The sequence below is a fragment of the Virgibacillus sp. FSP13 genome, from assembly GCF_054048505.1.
In genome coordinates this window covers 174,044-196,238 of sequence record NZ_JBSVKG010000004.1, presented here as the reverse complement: position 1 = coordinate 196,238, position 22,195 = coordinate 174,044, and the positions used below count along the sequence as shown (strand labels likewise).

The following is a 22,195-nucleotide window of genomic DNA, read 5'->3' as shown; positions in this document are numbered from 1 at the left end:
GTCCCCTTTCAGGTAGTATACTCTAATCATACATAATGGGTGGATTATAAAACAAATAATACCCTCGCAAATTAAGAAAGCGAGGGTATTCTATGCTTTTAATGAAAGGCTGTTTTTTGTAAAATTATTGTTGTTATTTCGGCCGCAGCCTGCTTTTCTCAAAAACCACATCTCGTAAAAAACAGCCTAATGAAATTATTCTTTCACAAACAATTTTTCTGCTTGGATTTCTTCAAGTGCCATACCAACAAATTTGGCTGATTTCGGATTTTCAACCTGGCAATTCTTTTTCTGGCGCATCTCTCTTGCCCGTCTGGCTGATAGTGTAACAAGTGTATATTTAGATCTGATTTTTTCCTGTAATGCGTCAATTGATGGATCAAGCATCATTTTCTATCATCCTCCAATAGTTGTTTATATTGTCTCGCAATCCGTTCCCGTTTACAGTGCTCACTTTGAATAATGGATTGAACTTTGGCAACTGCACGTTCTACCCGGTCATTCACAACAACATAATCATATGCATCCATCATTTCAATTTCTTTTCGCGCCTCTTTTAACCGGTTTAAGACTAAATCCTGTGATTCGGTACCACGGCTGACAATACGGTTTTTCAATTCTTCCAAACTAGGTGGAAATAAAAAGATAAACACACCTTCTGGGAAGTTTTCCTTGACTTGTAATGCACCCTGTACTTCAATTTCTAAAAACACATCATGTCCGGCTGCTAGTGTTTCCTCTACATATTTTCGTGGTGTTCCATAATAATTATTTACATATTTAGCGTATTCTAATAGCTGATTTTGCTCGATTAAAGCTTCAAATTCTTCATTTGTTTTATAAAAATAATCAACACCATCTGTTTCTCTAGGTCTGATATCCCTTGTGGTCATGGAAATAGAATATCGTAAATCAGTATCGTGCGCAAATAATTCTTTTCTTACCGTTCCTTTTCCAACACCGGAAGGACCGGAAAGAACAAATAAAATCCCTTTCTCCTCGATCAAAACATTTCCTCCTACTATTCATCCGAATCTTCTTCATGACTCAATACGCGTTGCCCTACAGTTTCTGGTTGGACTGCAGATAGTACAACATGATCGCTATCTGTAATAATTACTGCTCTTGTTCTACGTCCATATGTCGCATCTACTAATTTATTATTATCACGTGCAACAGTAATTATCCGTTTTATTGGTGCGGATTCTGGTGAGACAATAGAAATAATTCTATTGGCTGAAACCACGTTGCCAAATCCGATGTTAATTAATCGTAAACTCAATAGTTAGTTCCCCCTTAAAATTCAAAAACCACTCATCTGTATCTAGTTCATTCTATTATAAGGAAAAAGAAATACAAAATACAAGCTATTACTCTATATTTTGAACTTGTTCTTTGATTTTCTCAAGCTCACTTTTCAGTGAAACGATCCATTCGCTAATTTTTACATCGGTAGACTTAGAGCCAATTGTATTTGTTTCGCGGTGCATTTCCTGAAGGATGAAGTCTAATTTTCTGCCGATTTGTTCATCCTTTTTAATTATAGCAAAAAAATGATCAGTATGACTAAGCAACCTTGTGATTTCTTCTGTAATGTCGCCTTTTTCAGCTAAAAGCGCAATTTCTTGATACATATGACTACTATCAACATCGATCATGTCAGGTAAGTAATCGTTAACACGCATTTTAATTCGTTCTCGATATTCGTTAACTACATTTACTCTGCGTGTTTTTAACAAAGACACTACTTCTCGAATGGATTCCATTCTATTTGTTATGTCCGCAAGAAGTTTTTCCCCTTCTGCCTCACGCATCTTTTGAACCTGCTGACAGGCAGTATGAAGACTGGCTATCACCACTTCAACTTGTTGTTCAGATTGTTCTTCCGTTTGTTGGATCGAAAACAAGTCAGGCATCTGTGAAAAAACGGTCATTGGTATCTCTCCAGTTACTTGATAGCGCTCCTTCACTTGCTTTAGTTGTTCCATATATTGGTCCATCAAATCCCAATCCGTTTCGAGTCTTTTCTTAACAAATCCCTCACCATCAATCCGAATGAGTATTTCAATTCGTCCTCGGCCAAAATAGGATCTAACAACTTCTTTCATCTTTTCTTCCAAAAATAAAAAAGTCGGTGGGATCTTCGTATGAAAATCTAGAAATCGGTGATTAACGCTCCTAATCTCGACTGTTACCATCGTATTTTCGATATGGATCACTTCTCTGCCATAACCTGTCATGCTTCTTGCCATTCCTACCACATCCGTTCCACTTGTTACATGCATTTCTTTATTATAACAATGATCAGAAGAAAAACAAAAGCTTCCTCCTTGGGTAAAGGGGAAGCTCGGAAGTTTTTATTTTTTTGTAAAGCCGAACAAAACGGTTGGTAACGAGCTAAGTACGATGATCAGCATCCAATCACGTAAGCTCAAAAATGTTGTATGAAAAACTGATTGCAATGGTTCGAAATAGATAACAACAAGCAATAACAATAAAGAAGATAAGACGGCTAATACTAAATAAATATTCTCAAATGGATTACGTGCAAAAACCGAATGATCACTGCGGCAATCAAATACGTGAATGAGCTGAGCCATTACTAAAGTCGTAAATGCAATTGTTTGACCATAAATCAGATTGTCCGGATTATTTTGATAAGAAAGCATAAACGCAATTAACGTTACCAATCCAATTAATATGCCTCGACTAACAATTTTAAACCCGAGACCACGTGCGAAAACACCCTCTTTTGGATTTCTTGGAGCCCGTCGCATCACATCTTCCTCCGGCTTGTCCAAACCGAGAGCCATTGCTGGAAGTCCATCTGTAACTAAATTAACCCATAATATCTGTACCGGTACGAGTGGTAGTGGTAATGCAAGTAACATGGCAAACAACATGACTAAAATTTCACCCACATTGGACGCCAGCAAATAACGTATAAATTTACGAATATTTTCATAAATGTTTCGTCCTTCATTAATCGCTGCTTTAATCGTTGCAAAGTTATCATCCATTAATATTAAAGAGGAAGCTTCTTTCGTAACATCTGTACCACTCCGCCCCATGCTAATACCAATATCACTTGCTTTAATTGCTGGGGCATCATTTACACCATCACCAGTCATTGCCACAATATGTCCTTTTGCTTGAAAGGCATTGACAATTTTCAACTTGTGTTCAGGCGTTACACGAGCAAAAACATAAACACGATCAATAATCTCCTGTAATTCTTCTGTTGACATTTGATTTAGTTGATTCCCATCTAACACCAAACCATTTTCTGGTAACAGTTGCAAATTCGTTGCTATTGCTCTAGCAGTTTTAACATGATCCCCGGTAATCATCACCGTCTTTATCCCGGCTTGTCTACATTCTGCAATTGCTGCTTTTACTTCTTTTCTTGGAGGATCGATCATTCCATACAGCCCAATAAACGTTAAGTCATTTTCTAAAAATGTGGATTCAAGTTTATCCTGATTCGTTAAAGGTTTTATACCAATAGCAATAGTTCGTAATGCTTTTTCGCCCATTTGGTTGATAGCCTGATCAATCTTCCCTTTCTCCGCTGATTTCAGCAATTTTCTTTTTCCACTTTCACCTATCACAAATGAAGTTCGTGGCAGTAATACGTCTGGTGCACCTTTTGTAATCACAAAACGACGCTTGTTTTCATCTTCCACAATTACACTCATTCGCTTACGATCTGAGTCAAAGGGAATTTCTTTGACAATACGATATTGATCATGATCTGGCTCAAGGCCGATTTTTCGTGCAGCAACTAGTAGCGCTCCGTCTGTAGGATCACCGTCAACATAATATTTTCCTTTTTTAATTTTCAATTCCGCATGATTACAAAGCATACCATATAAAAGCATCGCTTCTAAATTTGGGAATTTATCATTAACCTTTTCTTTGTCACGAAAATAATCGCCACGAATATCGTAACCATCACCGGTGACATATAAATGTTCCCCATTCAAAAAGAGTTCTTTTACCGTCATTTGGTTTTCCGTCATTGTCCCTGTTTTGTCAGAACAAATCACGGAAGCACTACCAAGTGTCTCAACAGCCGATAGTTTTCGGACGATCGCCTTTTTCCGTATCATCCGCTGAACACCTAATGATAATGCAACAGTTACAATCGCTGGTAACCCTTCCGGAATTGCTGCAACTGCGAGCGAGACCCCGGCTAAAAACATATTGTAAACCGGATGGCCTTGATAAACACCGACAACAACAACTAATGCCGTTAACGCCAATGCCACAAAAATTAGGATCTTACCTAATTCGGCAAGTTTATTTTCTAATGGTGTAACTATTTTTTTCGTTTTAACCATTAATGAGGCAATTTGTCCCATCACCGTGTTCATACCTGTCCCTACAACAATCCCCTTGCCGGTTCCCCTTGTAACCAATGTTCCCATAAACGCCATATTCACTTGATCTTGTGGGTCCAGGTGATCACGCGATATTGATGAAGCGTGTTTCATAACTGGTAATGATTCGCCTGTTAGTGCAGACTCTTCCGTTTCCATGCTATTTGATTGGATGATTCGAATATCGGCTGGTATTCGATCTCCACTAGATACACGTATAACATCACCTGCGACAATTTCTTGCGATGGAACTTTTCCCCACTCTCCATCACGTAAAACTGTTGCAACTGGCGCCGAGAGTTCCTTTAACTTAGCTAGTGATTTTTCAGCTTTTTGTTCTTGGAAATAGCCGATTAACCCATTAACAATAACGATAACCATTATTGCTATAGCATCAACAAATTCACCTAATAAACCCGCTATTAATGTTGCCGCAAGTAAAACGAGCACCATAAAGTCTTGAAATTGTTTCAAAAACAGCAACCATCTGGACGTACCCTTTTCTTCTTCTAGTACGTTTGGACCAAGTTGCTCTAAGCGTTCGTTAGCTTGTTTGCCAGGTAAACCTTTGTTTGCTGCTACATTTAGCTTTTGTTCAACGTGATCTACATCTAATTGATACCATTTCATCTGATCATTCCTCCAAATTCACCTGCACACTTTTTTTACACATTGGTTGAACATGTCAATCCTTTATACATTTCTATGCAGACTCGTCCTAAAAAATGCTATAATTGCTTGAAGAGGTGATCGTATGCCATTTGATGGAATTGTTACTCGTGCAGTAACAGAAGAATTAAAGAACAATATAATCCCAGGAAAAATCACAAAAATTTATCAACCAACAGCAACTGAACTCGTTTTAACGGTCCGTAGTCAGGGAGAAAACCACTCGTTATTATTATCCATTCACCCAACATATGCCCGGTTTCACATCACAGCTGATGATTATAAAAATCCAACAGAGCCACCAATGTTTTGCATGCTCCTTCGTAAACATTTATCCGGAGCTATAATTGAGTCAGTCGAACAATATGGAATGGAACGAATTGTAACGTTCACAATTAAAACGCGAAATGAAATTGGAGACATCGCATACAAAACACTAGTTATCGAGTTAATGGGGAAACATAGTAATGTGATGCTGGTTGATCAAGAGAAAGGACATATCATTGATAGTCTGAAACATGTCCCATTAGCACAAAATCGTTATCGTACCATTTTGCCTGGACATGATTACAAGCTTCCGCCCAGTCAAAATAAGTTAAACCCACTAGAAATAGATGGACAGGAATTGATAAAAAAACTAGATTTTAATGCTGGCAAAATTGAAAACCAAATTGTCCAAACGTTAGTCGGTGTTTCACCGCTTGTCGCTAAAGAAATTGTTTATCGAGCAAATCTTGGTTCAGAAGCTTCGTATGGTGATAAGTTTATGGATCTACAGAAACTTATCAAAACCAATACTTATACATCTGTTATTTACCAAGGCAAAAAAGAAGATTACCATGTGTTACCAATCACCCAACTTCAAAACGAACAACAGCCTTTTTCATCAACCAATATGATGCTTGACCAATTTTATTCAGGCAAAGCGGAACGTGATCGGGTTAAACAACAAGCGAAAGATTTGTATCGGTTTATTAAAAATGAGAAAGATAAAAATGAACGTAAACTGAAAAAACACCAAAAAACTGTCAAAAAAGCTGAAGGTGCCGAAAAGTTTCAGCGACTTGGTGAATTATTGACAGCGAACATGCACACAGTCAAACTTGGTGATACTATTGCAGAGGTAATCGATTATTATGATCCTGAACAAAAAAACATTACTATTGAGCTGAATCCAAATAAAACCCCAAGCGAAAATGCCCAAGGTTTCTTTAAAACGTATCAAAAGTTAAAAACATCTAAACAGATGGTCGAGAAGGAAATTGCTAAAACAAATGAAGAAATTACTTATTTGGACCAGCTTTTGCAACAAATTGATGTGGCTCGAGAGGCTGATATAGAAGAAATACGCGATGAACTCCGTGATGAAGGATATCTAAAAAAACAGCGACACCGCAAAAAGCAGAAAAAACAAATAAAGCCAAATCCAGAACAATACCTTGCCACAGATGGAACGTTAATTCTGGTCGGAAAAAATAATAAACAAAATGAATATGTAACAACTAAGATTGCGCACCGTGATGATATATGGTTGCACACGAAAGACATCCCTGGATCACACGTCATAATTCGTGACCGGGAGCCTAGTGAAGATACCTTGTTAGAAGCAGCAACATTGGCAGCCTATTTCAGTAAATCACAGCAATCATCATCCGTGCCAGTCGATTATACAAAAATCCGCCATGTAAAAAAGCCAAATGGAGCCAAACCCGGATATGTTACCTATGATAATCAAAAAACTGTTTTTGTCACACCTGATAAACAAACAGTTGATAAATTACAAAATAAAAACGGATGATTCGTCGATGGAATCATCCGTTTTTATTTTTTTCCTATACTGCTTTTGGATTCAATTTTACATCGATATTTCCCCGTGTAGCTTTTGAATATGGGCATGCTTGATGAGCATCTTCCGCTAATTGTTGGGCGTCTTCAGGATTCACGCCCTTTATTTCAATATTTAGTGTAACTGCAATCTTAAATCCATCGTCCTCCGGGTCCTTGCAAAAACTTACCTCTGCATTCGTTTCTGAGTCAATTTTTTTATGTTGTTGAGATGCCACTAGATTTAATGCACCATCAAAACATGCAGAATATGCTGCAGCAAAGAGCTGTTCAGGATTTGATCCTTTAGCTTCTTGATTATTTGCCGGATTAACTAGTTTAAGATCAATTAGACCATCATCAGATTTAACATGACCATCTCGTCCATTTTTTGCAGTTGCACTAGATGTGAAAATTACATTACTCATACTAGGAACACTCCTTTACGTTGTTATATAAGGCTGTTTCTAAAAGATTGAGATTGCGATTACTCAACCCATCGAAAACATTTGTTGTTTTTTACATAGCAGATATAAAATGCGACGTTATCTTAGTATGACTTCCTCACATCCTTTTATAAGACGAGTGCTAATCCAGCGCTGCGGAAAAATACTCGCTTTCCATGGGGAACGCTTCAGCCTCCTCGCTCGCAAAGAACGCTCGCTGTGGGGTCTTCAGACTGTTCCTTTTCCCATTGGAGTCTCGCATTTTTCCGCAGCTTAGAATAGCTTTCTGTTCAAGAGAGTAAAAATCCGTGTAACATAGATTCCACGGCCTTCCCCTTTCGATAATCAGAGCACCACTACCTCAGCGTAGGCAGAATACGTAGACTCCTGCGGGAACAGCACGTGTCTGAAGACCCCGCAGAGTGGTCGGAAAAGGAGGGTCGACTAAAACCGTCCTTTGCGGACAACGTCGACATACCCCTCGCCGGGGCAAGGAGGCTGAGGCCGTGCCCGCGGAAAGCATCCACCCGGAGCGATCCCGGACGGCGGGAAATGCACGTACTTATAGAAAAAGATCCCAGCAGTTACGTCGCATTTTATATCAGCTACGAAATTAAAAAGCAACAAACATTATGAAAAGAGCCTTATATATTTATCTGTACCTCTATTTTCATGTATTTAAACCTAAAGAAATGTTTTAGCGATGATTGTTTCAATAAATCGGTCAACCTGGGGTAATTTTCGCACACCTTCCTGATAGCAAACCCAAGTGTCCCTCGTCACATTTTCTCCATTCAGCCTTAGCGGGACATGTGGATATTCGTCCATCATTTTATCGGAGACACTTTCTGGTAATACCGCCATCCCCAGTCCCTCCTTCATAAACTGTTTACACGTCTCAATCTGATCGACCGTAATCGTCTTTAACGGTTTGATTTGATTCTGATGGTGATAAAGCCAATTGTCGACTGATTCATGCATACTATCATCACTTTTGAATGAAATTAATGGCCTTTCTTTAACGTTATCTTTAGGAAAAGGTTCCGTATCAAATATATACAATGGATCGTTAAATAACGGTTTGCACGTAGACTCTTTAAATGTTTCGCCACGAATGATACAAACATGATAGTTTTTATGTTTTTGTTTTATATCTTCACTCAATCCTGTTTCGAGGTCTATAGCTACTTTTGGATAACGTTGCGTGAATTCTGCTAAAATAGCCGGTAGAAACCGTTGACTAATCAGAGATGAGCAAGCAATTGAGATCGTTCCTTGTACATCTTCACTTGATTGAGCCAATTGGTTTTTTAAAAATTCCTCCCTTTCCATTACTTCTTTCGCATGCTCTATAATCAATTCTCCAGCAGGCGTTAATACTAGATTTTTAGAAGTACGGATAAAGATAGTTTGACCGAAATATTCCTCAATAAATTTAAGTCGTTGGGTAACAGCTGGCTGCGATATTAGGATTGCTTTTGCTGTACCTCGTATTGTACCAATCTCATTTAATTTTAATAATAAAGCATAATCATCAATTTTCATTTCCATGTCTCCTATTTGATAAGTATTTATTATTACTTATGATTATAAACTAATATTTTACTTATTGCATTTCAAAGCATATGATAATAATTATGAAGCATCTTTTTGGAGGTGGAGTTTGTGAAAGAAAAGGATTATGTGAAACAGATTTTTTCAAAAAATAAGGAGGCATATGTAAGTAGTTCAACACATGCAAACGGAAACGATTTAACAGTGATGATCGAATGGCTTAAACCTACATCAACAATGAAAGCACTCGATATTGCCACAGGGGGAGGGCATGTTGCAAAACAATTGGCGAAACATATTAACGAAATAATCGCAACAGACCTCACAAAAGAAATGTTGGAAAATACAGCTAAACATCTACAGAGCCAGCAAAATATTTCTTATGCGGTTGCTGATGCCGAAAATTTACCATTTCCTGATTGCATGTTCGATCTTATAACGTGCAGGATTGCAGCACATCATTTTCCCAATCCAGAAAAATTTATCTCCGAGGTAAAACGTGTCCTAAAACCTAACGGGCAATTTCTTTTTATCGATAACATAGCACCAGAAGATAATACTTTAGATCAGTTCAATAATACCTTAGAAAAAATGCGTGATTATAGTCATGTTCGGTCACGTTCTGTTTCAGAATGGAAAGAAATCTTTCACGATAACGATTTATCAATTATGAAAGAGATAATACGAAAGAAAACATTACCTTACAATGAGTGGGTCAGAAGAACGTTAGACAATCAAAAGAAAATAAATGATGTAACACAATATATATTAAATTCTTCTGATGTAGTACGTAACTATTTCCAGGTAAAAATAGAAAACAATGATATCCAATCCTTTGCCATTGATGAGTGGATGGTATTGGCTCAGTAAATGTTAACGGCAACTATCATTTGTATAGTTGCCGTTCGTTTAATTTAAACTAAAGAGAATTGCGCCACGCCTTTAAGTTTTGATAGTCTTCATCATTAATTGACTCATCTTCAATCAATAATTTTAGTATTTCATCATAATCCGTTATTGTCTGATAAGGTAATTTCGCTTCAGAAAATTGTTCTTTTGATTTTGTTAGTCCATATGTGAAAATAGCAAACACCCCAAGCACATTAGCGCCTTCCTGCTGTAGCGCTTTAGCTGCTTCAATGGATGATCCACCCGTTGAAATCAAATCCTCAATAAGGATGACGTGTTGTCCTATATCAAGCTGACCCTCGATTTGATTTCCCTTTCCATGTCCTTTTGGTTTTGATCTAACGTAAACCATCGGCAGATCAAGCATGTCGGCAATCCAGGCAGCATGTGGGATGCCAGCTGTGGCACAACCCGCAATCACGTCAGGCTTTTGATCCAGTTGTTCAACCAAATTAACGAACGCTTTAGCTATTTTCTTGCGTACTTTTGGATAGGACATAGTAAGTCGGTTATCACAATAAATAGGTGATTTTATTCCGGAAGTCCATGTAAAATAATAATGATCTGTTTTAATTTGTACCGCTTTTATGTCTAATAAATCCCGAGCTATTTCACGATTTAATTCCATGTCCCCACTCCTTTTGAACTTTCTCATATGCTGCTTTTGGATGTTTCGCACTTGTCACAGTACGACCTAGAACAAGAATATCCGCACCATTTTCACGAGCAAATGCTGGTGTGGCAACGCGCTTTTGATCATTTGCATCTGATTCCAGTAAACGAATTCCAGGGGTAACAGTTAAGAAAGAAGGACCACATATAGCTTTTATTTGCTTCGCTTCATGAACAGCACAAACAACACCATCCGCACCATTTTGATTGGCAAAATCAGCAAAATGAACAGCATTTTCATTTACACTTCCGGATAATTTTAATTCATGTTTCATTACCGTGTCATTCATTGAGGTTAGTACCGTAACGGCAATCAATTTTGTGTCATGATTGGAACCAGAAAGCAATCCCTCTTTCGCTTGTTGAATCATTTCACTACCGCCAAGTGCATGAACATTCACCATATCCACTTCTAGTTTTGCAAGATTTTTCATTGCCTTCCTTACCGTTGTTGGAATATCATGCAATTTCAAATCTAGAAAAATAGCATGATTATCCTGCTTCAATTTTTCAATTACACTTGGACCCTCACAGTAAAACAATTCCATTCCGATCTTTACTGGAACACCGTGTAATTCATGTTGATCAATAAAACTTTTTGCTTTATTCCATGTAGGAAAATCGAGTGATAAATACGTGTTACCAGTCATACTTCATGCCCCTTTCCAATTGCACTTTCACATGAATCAAATCCATATTTTTGCAATACATTTGGTAATTCCTCGATTATTTCCGGACAAACATACGGATTTTGAAAATTAGCCGTACCAACTGCCACCGCACTAGCACCTGCAAGGAAAAATTCCAATACATCTTCAGCGGTTGCAATACCTCCCATCCCAATAATGGGAATCGAGACATGTTGCTTAATCTCATAAATCATCCGAATGGCAATTGGTTTTATTGCTTGCCCTGAAAGTCCGCCTGTTTTGTTCGCCAGCAATGGCTTTTTACTGCCTAAATGAATTTGCATCCCTGTTAGTGTATTGATCATTGATAGTCCGTCTGCTCCGGCATGTTCCACTGCTTTTGCCATTGAAACGATATCAGATACATTTGGGGAAAGCTTCACATAAACAGGAAGGTTACTTGCCTCTTTCACCTTTTTAGTTACGGTAGCCGCCATACTTGGGTCTGTCCCAAATTGGATTCCTCCTTCTTTTACATTCGGACAGGAAATATTTAATTCTAATGCATGAACTCCGTTTGTTCTATTAAATGCTTGAGCAACTTGCACATATTCTTCTAACGTACTCCCAGCCACATTAGCGATAATTGGAATGTCATAGTTTGCCAGATTTGCTACCTCATGATCAATAATCTTTTCGACACCAGGATTTTGTAAGCCAATCGCATTTAACATTCCAGAAACTGTTTCCGCAACCCGTGGGGTGTTATTCCCATAACGGACCTCACTAGTTGCTGCTTTCATGATAATGGCACCAAGAATATTTAAATCGTAAAACTCGCTATACTCCCTACCAAAACCGAAACAGCCAGATGCAGGCATAACCGGATTTTTGAGTTTTAAACCAGGTAGATTCACAGTTAAATTTGTCATAATACCACCTCATTTGCGGCAAATACAGGACCATCCTTACAGATTTTTTTATATCCACCTTCAGTTTCAGTAGGAATAACACAGGCAAAACAAGCACCGACCCCACAGCCCATCCGCTCTTCCAGCGAAACATACCCGGGCTTGCCAGACAGCTTTTTTGTTACTGCTTGTAACATCGGAATTGGGCCACAGGAAAAATAACAATCATAATCTCCAATCTGATCCAAAACATCCGTTACAAACCCTTGATGTCCATAGCTACCATCATCCGTAACCACGTAAGTTTCACCAAGTTCCTGAAACTTTTCTTCGTAAAAAATATGTTTCTTAGTTTGAAAACCTAGTACTGCTTTTACGTTGACTCCTTTACTATGGAATTCTTTCCCCAGGTTATATAGCGGAGGAACCCCAATTCCCCCACCAATTAACAAGGCTGTTTTCCCCGAAGATAAATCTTTGGTAAAGCCATTCCCGTTTGGTCCTAGTGCATCGATGCTCATTCCACACGTATAAGATGCCAACTGTTTGGTTCCATTACCAAGCTTTTTAAACAAAATCATAACGTTCCCTTTCACTTGGTCAACATCTGCAATTGAGATTGGTCTGCGTAATGTATGTCCTTCTACAAGCAAATGCAGAAATTGTCCGGGCTTGGCTGTTTTTGCCACATGAGAGTTTTTTAGTGTCATCTCAATGGTATCCAAGGCGATCTCACGCACCGAGTCTACAACCATCTCTGTAGGCTGCTTCATGACACGACCACTTTCTTGCCTGTCAATGGACTGGCACTAAACGTTGTCGAATCAATGACATTCAAAATGGCATTCGCAGTATCCAAATTTGTGAAACAAGCAATGCCATGTTCAACCGCTTCCCGGCGAATTCTAAACCCATCAGATCGTGGTTTTTTACCTGACGTTAAGGTGTTAACAACAAATTGCACATCACCATTTTCAATGATTGACAATACATTTGGTTCATCCGAGCCAACTTTTCCTACTTCAATTACCGGAATGTTATGCTGCTGTACAAACGCAGCGGTTCCTGTTGTTGCATATAACTGAAAACCTAACTGGTGAAAGCGATTTGCGATTCCCAGCACTTCTTGTTTATCTTTATCAGCTACCGTCAGCAATACCGCACCTTCTTGGGGTATTGACAGGCCAGAAGCTACTAAGCCTTTGTAAAGGGCTTTTTCCAATGTTTTATCATGCCCGATTGCTTCACCGGTCGATTTCATTTCTGGTCCAAGAATGGTGTCAACACTTCGTAATTTTTCAAAAGAAAATACCGGAACTTTTACCGAAACAGCTTGTTGCTCAGGTAGTATTTCTGATGTATACCCCATGCTTGCTAGCGTTTCACCCAAGATGCATCGCGTTGCCAAGTTTGCCATTGTTACTCCTGTAATTTTGCTCAAGAATGGGATCGTTCTACTCGCTCGCGGATTAACTTCTAACACATAAACCTCATCATTACGAATGATAAATTGAATATTGATTAACCCTTTTCCATTTAGTTCACGGGCTATTTTCACGGTTGCATCCATACATTTTTGTTTTGCCGTCTCACTTATGCGTTGTGGTGGATACACTGCTATCGAGTCTCCTGAATGGACACCTGAACGTTCAATATGTTCCATGATCCCAGGAACAATGACTGTTTCTCCATCACTAATCGCATCTACTTCCACTTCAATACCTGTTATATATTTATCGATCAAAATTGGATGCTCACTATCGGTGTCAGATGATTTTGCTAAATATGCATGAAGTTCTTCATCATCATACACAATTTCCATGCGGCTACCACCGATCACATATGATGGCCGAACTAAAACTGGATAACCAATATCATGAGCAACTTCTAACGCCTGATCAAGTTTCAAAACCGATTTTCCTTTTGGACGTAGCAGATGTAAATCATTTAATAGCTGTTCAAACTTGTCACGATCTTCCGCTTTATCGATTGCTTCTAAATTTGTCCCTAAAATCGTTACACCACGCCGTTCTAGTCCTTCAGCCAAATTAATTGCCGTCTGACCGCCAAATTGGACGACAACCCCTTCAGGCTGTTCCAAATTGATCACATGCATCACATCTTCTAATGTAAGTGGTTCAAAATAAAGCTTATCGGAAATGCTAAAATCCGTTGACACTGTCTCTGGATTGTTATTCATAATAATCGCTTCAAAGCCCATTTCCTTAATCGCCAATACTGAATGAACTGTTGCATAGTCAAACTCAATCCCCTGGCCGATTCGGATTGGACCAGACCCAAGCACAAGAATTTTTTTACGATCAGATGCAATGGATTCATTTTCTTCTTCATAGGTACTGTAGAAGTAGGGTGTTTCTGATGCAAATTCTGCTGCACATGTATCAACCATCTTATATACAGGATTAATAGTGTGCTGCATCCTTGTTTCATATACTTTATCCACTGACACATTCCATAGACGCGCGATATGTGTATCGGAAAACCCTAGTCGTTTGGCATCAGCTAAAATAGCTAGTGAAAATACATTGTTCCTTAGTTTATTTTCCAGTGCAACTAACTTTTCCAGTTTTACTAGGAAGAATCGATCTATTTTCGTCAGTTGAAAAATTTCCTCAACTGTCATGCCACGCCGGATTACTTCGGCAAGGACAAACAATCGTTCATCATCCGCTTTTTGCAATCTTTTTGTAAGTTCATCAAGCGTAAGATCGACTAAACTCTTCAACCAAAGTTCTTCGGTACCAATATCAAGAGAACGGACGCCTTTTAGTAGTGACTCTTCAAAATTACGGCCGATCGACATAACTTCGCCTGTCGCTTTCATTTGAGTACCGAGATTACGGTCACCTAATACAAACTTATCAAATGGAAACCGCGGTATTTTTGTAACCACATAATCGAGTGCAGGTTCAAAACATGCATAGGTATTACCCGTAATAGGATTTATAATTTCATCAAGTGTTAAACCTACTGCAATTTTTGCTGCCATTTTTGCAATCGGATATCCCGTTGCTTTCGATGCTAATGCAGAGGATCTACTGACACGCGGGTTTACTTCGATAATGTAATAGTTAAAACTATCAGGGTCTAGTGCTAGTTGCACATTACAGCCACCTTCAATTTGTAATGCCCGGATAATTTTTAATGAAGCATTTCTAAGTAACTGGTATTCACGATCACTTAATGTTTGGGATGGTGCAACAACGATTGAATCACCAGTATGAATTCCGACCGGATCAACGTTTTCCATGTTACATACAACAATTGCCTGATCATTTTTATCGCGCATCACTTCATATTCAATCTCTTTAAAGCCGGCGATATTTTTTTCAATTAAGCATTGGTGAACTGGTGAAAGTGCTAGTCCGTTCCGGGCAATTTCTCTTAGTTCTGCTTCGCTGTAACACATCCCACCACCTGTTCCTCCTAAGGTGTAGGCTGGCCTGACGATGACTGGATAACCAATTTTTTCAGCAAAATCACACGCTTGGTCGACTGAATTAACAATTTGGCTATCTGGAACAGGCTCGTTCAATTCCTGCATTAACAACCGAAACTTCTCTCTATCCTCCGCTTGTTGAATTGCGTCCAAGGAAGTTCCTAGTAACGCAATATTGTATTCTGCTAAAATACCAGTAGCCTCTAATGCCACCGCTAGATTCAAGCCGGTTTGCCCACCAAGTGTTGGAAGTAAGGCATCTGGTTGCTCCTTACGAATGATTTTGATTAAAAACTCTGTTGTAAGTGGCTCCATATATACCTTATCTGCTACAGTGTGATCCGTCATAATTGTAGCAGGATTCGAGTTAGCCAAAATTACATTGTAGCCTTCCTCTTTTAGCGCCTGACATGCTTGTGTTCCGGAATAATCAAATTCCGCTGCTTGACCAATGACAATAGGACCTGACCCGATTACAAGGATCTTCTGGATGTTTGTATTTTTAGGCATAAACTTCCTCCTCATTTTTGGCATTCGTTTGCTTAATCATTTGCAGAAAATCGTCAAATAATTGATTCGTATCTTCTGGACCTGGAGAGCTTTCTGGATGATATTGGACGGAAAATGCCGGATAAACTGTATGTTTGATTCCTTCGATACTATGATCATTTAAAGCCATTTGTGTGATCTGCAAGTCTGTTCGCTTTATGGAAGCATGTGTAACTGCATAACTATGATTTTGTGACGTCATATACGTTATACCTTTTTCCAAATCCTTTACGGGGTGATTTGCACCTCGATGACCAAACTTCATTTTCTCTGTGTCCGCACCACATGCCAAGGCAAGCAACTGATGGCCTAAACAAATTCCAAACAACGGGAGTTTCCCGATAATTTCCCTGATCATTTCAATCGCTTCTGGTACATCTTTTGGATCTCCAGGGCCATTTGTCAACATGATCCCATCCGGTTTTAATCGTAAAATATTTTCCGCACCATAGTTGTATGGTACAACCGTTACATGACAGTATCGTTTTGTTAACTCACGTAAAATACCATGCTTCATTCCAAAATCCACTAAGACGATTCTATGGCCCCTACCAGGCACAACATATGGTTTTATTGTAGATGTTTGCTGTACCAAATTGGTTTGCCCCGGTGTTTTTCTTAGCCGTTCCATGACTCGTTCAACCGGTTCGTCCATGGAAGTAATACATCCCTTCATTGTTCCATGCTGGCGAATAATTTTCGTTAATTTCCTTGTATCAATACCAACAATTCCTGGGATATCATTTGCCTTTAAAAAGGTACTTAAACTTTCATCACTGCGAAAATTAGATGGTTGTTCACAATATTCTTTTACGATAAACCCTTGGATAAATGGTGTTACAGTTTCAAAATCGTCCCGGTTAATGCCGTAATTTCCGACTAACGGGTATGTCATCAAAACGATTTGTCCACAGTACGATGGATCAGAAATAATCTCCTGGTATCCAGTCATTCCAGTGTTAAACACGACTTCGCCACTGGTTGGCTTTTCACTTCCAAATCCTTTACCGATAAAAACAGTGCCATCCTCAAGAACAAGTTGTCGTTGTAGCATGTGTATCCTCCTCATAGACGATTTTTCCTTCAGCAATTGTCATCACGGGCACACCAGTAACCTTCCAGTCTTGAAAAGGTGTGTTTTTTCCTTTAGAAGAAAATCCGTGTTTATTAATCTGTGTTTCTTTTTCCATATCAACAAGTGTTAGATCAGCGATAGCGCCTTCTTCTAGTCGCCCATATGGCAATCCAAACACATCCGCCGGTTTACTCGTTAACCACCCAATTAGCTGATGAAGGGAGCATTTATTTGTTTGAACAAGGTACGTATTTAGTAATGAAAAAGCTGTTTCCAAGCCAACAATTCCAAATGGCGCCCTCAAAAATCCTGGTGCCTTTTCAGCTTCTGCATGTGGCGCGTGGTCGGTTGCGATAACATCAATTGTTCCATCAAGCAAGCCTTCAAGTAATGCTTCCTGATCGGCAATCGATCGTAATGGTGGATTCATTTTAAAATTGGCATCATCTTCCGTAATAGCCGTTTCATTTAAGATTAGATGATGCGGGGTAACCTCTGCTGTCACGTGAATTCCAGCTTTTTTGGCATCACGAATAACGCGAACAGATTCTTTCGTACTAACATGGCAAACATGATAATGGCAGCCACTAGCTTCAGCTAATAGAACATCACGAGCAATTTGAACAGATTCACTCAATGAAGGGATTCCGGGAAGTTGTAATCGTTCACTAACCTCTCCATCATGCACAACCCCTTGATAAACAATTGAATTGTCTTCGCAATGCGCTACAATCGGCATTCCACAAGCAGCAGCTTCTTTCATTGCGCGTAGCATATAATCAGCTGTTTGAATTCCTACACCATCATCGGTAAAAGCAAAAATACCCGTTTCCGCTAATGTACGAATTGACGTTAATTTTTCTCCCTTTAACCCTTTCGTAATTGCTGCATAGGGCAACACCCGAACGACCGCATCCTGATTGATTTTTTCTAATAATTCGTTGACTGTTTCGGTATTATCAGGCACAGGATTGGTATTTGGCATAGCACATACAGTTGTAAATCCACCTTTAGCCGCAGCCTGTGTCCCGGTTTTAATCGTTTCTTTATGCTCACCACCTGGCTCGCGTAAATGGATATGGACATCAATAAAGCCAGGGAATAACATGTTTCCTTTACAGTCAATGGTTTGTGCAGCATTCGTTGTTATGGATGAATTTATCTTTTTAATCTCCCCATCCCCGATTAACACATCACAGTCTTCCACTTCATTGTCAGGCCGAAGTCTTTTCGCGTTTTTTAAAAGTATCATTGATAATCCCCCATTCATTAAGTAATTTCGTCATGATTGCCATACGAACATAAACACCATTTTCCATTTGTTTAAAAATCCTTGATCTGTCACATTCTACTAAGCTACCATCAATTTCCACATCACGATTAATAGGCGCGGGATGCATGATGATCGCATTTTCTTTCATTTGCTTTTCGCGTTCCTCTGTCAGGCCAAACCTCTCAAGGTAGCTGGAATTTTCATATGATGCCTCGTGACGCTCATGCTGGATTCGCAGTAGCATGACAACATCACATGTTTTTACGGCCTCATCCATTGATAAATAAGGAAAATCCAATGTATCATCGGCAAAACCCGGAGCAGCGGACAAATAAACGTTTGCACCTAGTTTCTCTAGTGCATAGGCATTGGATCGGGCGACCCTGCTATGCTTGATATCACCAACGATTACTACATTCAAGTCGTTAAAATAACCGTATTCCTGATAGATTGTTGTTAAATCAAGCATGCACTGAGTCGGATGCTCTCCTTTACCCGATCCAGCATTAATGATGGGAATCTGCAGACCTGATAGTAAGTCGTTATACCACGTGTCTTCCTCATGACGGATCACAAGCATGTTTGCCCCAATCGCTTCAAACGTTTTTGCTGTATCATACAATGTCTCGCCTTTTAAAACACTTGACGATTCACTATGAAAGTCCAATACTTCAAGGCCTAGCTTTTTTTGGGCTACGGTAAAACTCATCTTTGTTCGTGTACTTGGCTCAAAAAACAAATTTGCGGCGAATAGCTTTTGCCTTATCGGTACTAACTCCCGGTTGCGAATTTTTTCTACTGTTTCCATGATCGAAAAAATTTCTTCCGTAGATAATTGATTGACAGATATGAAGTTTCGCATAAGCTCCTCCTTCTTTTCATTAAGCTGTTTTCTTAAAGATTGTTGTTTTTACACAGTATCTATAAACTGCAATGTAGATTGAGATGATGGACTGCCGTTCCGGAAATACACTTCGCTTTCCGTGGGCTCGCGATGAGCCTCCTCGTGAGAAAACCGCCCACTGCGGGGTCTCATCGTCTTCGCTTTCCCGCAAGTCTACGTGTATTTCCTTCACTGGTGTTGTGCTATATAATCTAATTACATTTATTTACCGCTTGATTAAATCACAATGACTATTTACTCTTTTGATAGATGATTGGAGTACTCCAGCAAAATTTTCAGCCGTTGTTTTTCCAAGGTCTACGTGTTTCCTACGCTGGTTACCACCCACTTCATTTATCTTTTAAGTAATGAATGCGTTTATTGGCAGCCCGTATATACGCAGACTCCTGCGGGAGGAAAGGCCTAGGTGAGACCCCGCAGTGCGACGAGCAAAACTTCTACCGAGTCAGCTTCGAGTTGCGAGGAGTGATACTTCACCGAATTACTTGCAACATGACGAGCACCTAGCACGAGGAGGCTCTCCAGCCGCCCGCGGAAAGCGAAGTATATACGGGCTGCGGTGGTAGAAAGTCTTACTTTCGCTAAAAGGTTGTTCATTTTAACAGATTGCACTTTTAGCTTACGTCACATTTTCTATTAACTACGAAATTAAAAAGCAACAAACATTACGAAAAGATCCTCATTAAAAAAACCTCTTTGCGAAAGGTCGCAAAGAGGTACACGTGTAGTTGGATACACGTATTCTTTCACAACCTTGTAAATCTCTCTGGATTTAATTAAAGGTTCTATTTTTTATTTTTCATAAATGGCTACTTGATCCGATTCGTCTGTTTCGTTGAGTTGGACAACGATTATTTCTTTATCTGACGTCGGGATATTTTTTCCGACGTAATCAGCACGAATTGGTAGTTCCCGGTGACCACGATCGATTAATACACCGAGTTGAATTTGCGATGGTCTGCCTAAATCCATAACTGCATCCATTGCAGCACGTACGGTTCGACCCGTAAAGAGAACATCATCGATTAATATTACTTTTTTACCTGTTAGTTCAATTTCAATATTCGTTTCTTTTAATTCTGGTTCATTGTTTGCTACCGTTTTTTCTAAATCATCGCGATAAAGGGTAATGTCTAATTCACCGGTTGGTACAGTTACAGCTTCTATTTGATTAATTTTATCCTGTAACCGTTTTGTAATAGGAACCCCTCTTGTCTTAATTCCAACCAAAACAAGATTTTCTCCACCTTTATTTTTTTCTACAATTTCATGAGCAATTCGGGTTAACGCCCGGTTAATTGCGGCTTGATCAAGTACTTCAGTCTTTTTTTTCACCTAAACACTCCTATTAAAAAATCCCTATTCTCCATAAGGAAAAAAGGGATTTGGATATACGTAAGTCGATAACGCTTTGTATTCCGTTTCCTTTTTAGCCTCACGGGACCAAATGTTAAAGGATCATTATTTCACTGAATTTATTATTTCAAATTCGTTTCCATCTGTCAATACTTTTTTTCAATTTGTGTTAGCAAATCCTGAAATACTTTTGGCGCGTTTACTTGAAAATACAGCCATTCTTTTGTCCGCGGATGAGTAAACCCTAATATTTTTGCATGTAGTGCCTGTCCATCAATGTTTAATGTTTTTCTTGGACCATATTTAGGATCGCCAACCAACGGATAACCGATGTATTTCATATGGACGCGAATTTGGTGTGTCCTTCCTGTTTCCAATTGACATTCAACATGGGTAAAGTGTTGATAGCGATTCAATACTTTGAAATGTGTAACAGCAGGTTTTCCTTCCTCCACAATTCCCATCTTTTGCCTGTCCTTAGGATCCCTGCCAATTGGAGCATCAATCAAGCCATTTTCATGTTCAATTACCCCATGCACAATTGCCTCGTATTTGCGTTCCACATCTTTTGCCTGAAGTTGTTCGGCGAGCGAAGCATGTGCCAGATCATTTTTTGCAACAACTAATAACCCACTTGTATCTTTATCAATACGATGCACAATGCCCGGCCGCTCCACACCATTTATTCCTGATAAATCACTACATTGATGAAGCAGTGCATTTACAAGTGTTCCACTGGCATGTCCTGCAGATGGATGAACAACCATCCCTCTAGGCTTGTTCACAACGATAACATCATGATCTTCATAAACAATATCAAGTGGAATATCTTCTGGCTTAATCGATAATGGCGCAGTTTCTGGAATAGACCACTTTACTACATCCCCTGGCTGGCACTTAAAATTAGCCTTCACAATCTTATCGTTGACGGTTACCATATCCTGATTTATCCACGTTTGTACTTGTGAACGTGAGTTATCCGGATTAATTTCAGCCAACAGTTTATCAATTCGTATTTTATTTTGCTCTGCTTTTACTTCGTACTGTTGCTTCATCATTTTACTGATCCTTTCTTTTTCTCATCGATAAAAGTCGCAATTAATACTAGGACAACACCTACACATAAAGCTGAATCGGCAACATTGAAGATAGGAAAATCATAGTTAAAAATAATAAAATCAAGAAAATCGACAACCTCTTGACGGAAAACCCGGTCAATAAAGTTCCCAATTGCTCCGCCTAAAATCAGACTAAGTGACAATGCCAACAACTTACTCTCGCGTCCATACTTTTGCATGTAGAAAACTACACCTATGATAACGATAGCAGTGATGACATAAAAAAAGATCATTTGATCCTGTAATATCCCCCATGCTGCACCTTTATTACGATGCGACGTGAAGTAGAAAAAGTCCTTTATAACCGTAATTTGTTCGTACAAATCCATGTTTTTTACAACAATCCACTTTGTCAGCTGATCAATGCCAATGATGACCAGTGCGATAAGGTAGTACCAGTACATGTATGCCTTCCTCCGATTCCTTAGAAAACTATCTCACTTAACATAGTATCATAAAAAATC

General features: G+C 39.1%; 20 protein-coding genes. 2 read left to right on the top strand and 18 right to left on the bottom strand.

All coding sequences use genetic code 11. The features are described from left to right. Window positions 1-195: 195 nt before the first annotated feature. The 5 genes from rpoZ to ACW2QC_RS05960 form a co-directional block, all read right to left on the bottom strand. Window positions 196-390 carry a DNA-directed RNA polymerase subunit omega gene (rpoZ, locus tag ACW2QC_RS05980; RefSeq protein WP_325034787.1) on the bottom strand — a complete coding sequence of 65 codons (195 nt, stop codon included), beginning with the start codon at window positions 388-390 and terminating at the stop codon, window positions 196-198. Next, complete coding sequence (gmk, locus tag ACW2QC_RS05975; RefSeq protein ID WP_457543070.1) at window positions 387-1,007, bottom strand: guanylate kinase; 621 nt, start codon at window positions 1,005-1,007, stop codon at window positions 387-389. Before gmk ends, rpoZ begins: the two co-directional genes overlap by 4 nt. 14 nt (window positions 1,008-1,021) lie before the next feature. Then, a complete protein-coding gene (gene remA / locus ACW2QC_RS05970; protein ID WP_088050122.1) occupies window positions 1,022-1,282 on the bottom strand; it encodes an extracellular matrix/biofilm regulator RemA in 261 nt (86 codons plus the stop codon). Window positions 1,283-1,370: 88 nt separating this feature from the next. Beyond that, window positions 1,371-2,252, bottom strand: a complete 882-nt coding sequence (locus tag ACW2QC_RS05965) for a YicC/YloC family endoribonuclease (protein WP_457543069.1) — start codon at window positions 2,250-2,252, stop codon at window positions 1,371-1,373. 105 nt (window positions 2,253-2,357) lie between these two features. Then, a complete protein-coding gene (locus tag ACW2QC_RS05960) occupies window positions 2,358-5,012 on the bottom strand; it encodes a calcium-translocating P-type ATPase, SERCA-type (protein ID WP_457543068.1) in 2,655 nt (884 codons plus the stop codon). Between the two features lie 124 nt (window positions 5,013-5,136). Between ACW2QC_RS05960 and ACW2QC_RS05955 the strand changes: the two genes are divergently transcribed. Next, the gene (locus tag ACW2QC_RS05955) at window positions 5,137-6,849 is read left to right on the top strand and encodes an Rqc2 family fibronectin-binding protein (RefSeq protein WP_457543067.1); all 1,713 of its coding nucleotides are present in this window, start codon (window positions 5,137-5,139) and stop codon (window positions 6,847-6,849) included. Between the two features lie 34 nt (window positions 6,850-6,883). On the opposite strand, the gene ACW2QC_RS05950 is transcribed toward ACW2QC_RS05955, so the two are convergent. Then, window positions 6,884-7,303, bottom strand: a complete 420-nt coding sequence (locus ACW2QC_RS05950; RefSeq protein ID WP_457543066.1) for an organic hydroperoxide resistance protein — start codon at window positions 7,301-7,303, stop codon at window positions 6,884-6,886. Window positions 7,304-8,005: 702 nt separating this feature from the next. After that, window positions 8,006-8,866: a LysR family transcriptional regulator gene (locus ACW2QC_RS05945; RefSeq protein ID WP_457543065.1), complete on the bottom strand. Its 861-nt coding sequence runs from the start codon at window positions 8,864-8,866 to the stop codon at window positions 8,006-8,008. A gap of 120 nt (window positions 8,867-8,986) precedes the next feature. On the opposite strand from ACW2QC_RS05945, the gene ACW2QC_RS05940 reads away from it, so the two are divergent. Beyond that, window positions 8,987-9,745 carry a class I SAM-dependent methyltransferase gene (locus ACW2QC_RS05940; RefSeq protein WP_457543064.1) on the top strand — a complete coding sequence of 253 codons (759 nt, stop codon included), beginning with the start codon at window positions 8,987-8,989 and terminating at the stop codon, window positions 9,743-9,745. 49 nt (window positions 9,746-9,794) lie between these two features. Here the strand turns inward: ACW2QC_RS05940 and pyrE are convergent, their stop codons facing one another. The 11 genes from pyrE to lspA all read right to left on the bottom strand — a co-directional run bounded on the left by pyrE (window position 9,795) and on the right by lspA (window position 22,135). Then, the gene (gene pyrE, locus ACW2QC_RS05935; RefSeq protein ID WP_457543063.1) at window positions 9,795-10,412 is read right to left on the bottom strand and encodes an orotate phosphoribosyltransferase; all 618 of its coding nucleotides are present in this window, start codon (window positions 10,410-10,412) and stop codon (window positions 9,795-9,797) included. Continuing rightward, window positions 10,396-11,106 carry an orotidine-5'-phosphate decarboxylase gene (gene pyrF / locus ACW2QC_RS05930; RefSeq protein WP_457543062.1) on the bottom strand — a complete coding sequence of 237 codons (711 nt, stop codon included), beginning with the start codon at window positions 11,104-11,106 and terminating at the stop codon, window positions 10,396-10,398. Before pyrF ends, pyrE begins: the two co-directional genes overlap by 17 nt. After that, window positions 11,103-12,017 (bottom strand): dihydroorotate dehydrogenase, encoded by a 915-nt coding sequence (locus ACW2QC_RS05925; RefSeq protein WP_457543061.1) that lies wholly within the window; start codon window positions 12,015-12,017, stop codon window positions 11,103-11,105. Before ACW2QC_RS05925 ends, pyrF begins: the two co-directional genes overlap by 4 nt. After that, complete coding sequence (locus tag ACW2QC_RS05920) at window positions 12,014-12,769, bottom strand: dihydroorotate dehydrogenase electron transfer subunit (protein WP_457543060.1); 756 nt, start codon at window positions 12,767-12,769, stop codon at window positions 12,014-12,016. The genes ACW2QC_RS05925 and ACW2QC_RS05920 overlap by 4 nt, the downstream gene beginning before the upstream one ends. After that, entirely contained in the window at window positions 12,766-15,966 is a 3,201-nt protein-coding gene (gene carB / locus ACW2QC_RS05915; protein WP_457543059.1) for a carbamoyl-phosphate synthase large subunit, read from the bottom strand. The genes ACW2QC_RS05920 and carB overlap by 4 nt, the downstream gene beginning before the upstream one ends. Continuing rightward, a complete protein-coding gene (gene carA, locus ACW2QC_RS05910; RefSeq protein WP_457543058.1) occupies window positions 15,959-17,059 on the bottom strand; it encodes a glutamine-hydrolyzing carbamoyl-phosphate synthase small subunit in 1,101 nt (366 codons plus the stop codon). Before carA ends, carB begins: the two co-directional genes overlap by 8 nt. Continuing rightward, window positions 17,034-18,332 carry a dihydroorotase gene (locus tag ACW2QC_RS05905; protein WP_457543057.1) on the bottom strand — a complete coding sequence of 433 codons (1,299 nt, stop codon included), beginning with the start codon at window positions 18,330-18,332 and terminating at the stop codon, window positions 17,034-17,036. Before ACW2QC_RS05905 ends, carA begins: the two co-directional genes overlap by 26 nt. After that, window positions 18,295-19,215, bottom strand: coding sequence for an aspartate carbamoyltransferase catalytic subunit (locus ACW2QC_RS05900; RefSeq protein ID WP_457543056.1), 921 nt, complete (start codon window positions 19,213-19,215; stop codon window positions 18,295-18,297). The genes ACW2QC_RS05905 and ACW2QC_RS05900 overlap by 38 nt, the downstream gene beginning before the upstream one ends. A gap of 834 nt (window positions 19,216-20,049) precedes the next feature. Beyond that, the gene (gene pyrR / locus ACW2QC_RS05895) at window positions 20,050-20,592 is read right to left on the bottom strand and encodes a bifunctional pyr operon transcriptional regulator/uracil phosphoribosyltransferase PyrR (RefSeq protein ID WP_457543055.1); all 543 of its coding nucleotides are present in this window, start codon (window positions 20,590-20,592) and stop codon (window positions 20,050-20,052) included. A 167-nt stretch (window positions 20,593-20,759) separates the two neighbouring features. Then, window positions 20,760-21,671 (bottom strand): RluA family pseudouridine synthase, encoded by a 912-nt coding sequence (locus ACW2QC_RS05890; protein ID WP_457543054.1) that lies wholly within the window; start codon window positions 21,669-21,671, stop codon window positions 20,760-20,762. Continuing rightward, a complete protein-coding gene (gene lspA, locus ACW2QC_RS05885; protein ID WP_457543053.1) occupies window positions 21,668-22,135 on the bottom strand; it encodes a signal peptidase II in 468 nt (155 codons plus the stop codon). Before lspA ends, ACW2QC_RS05890 begins: the two co-directional genes overlap by 4 nt. Window positions 22,136-22,195: the final 60 nt, after the last annotated feature.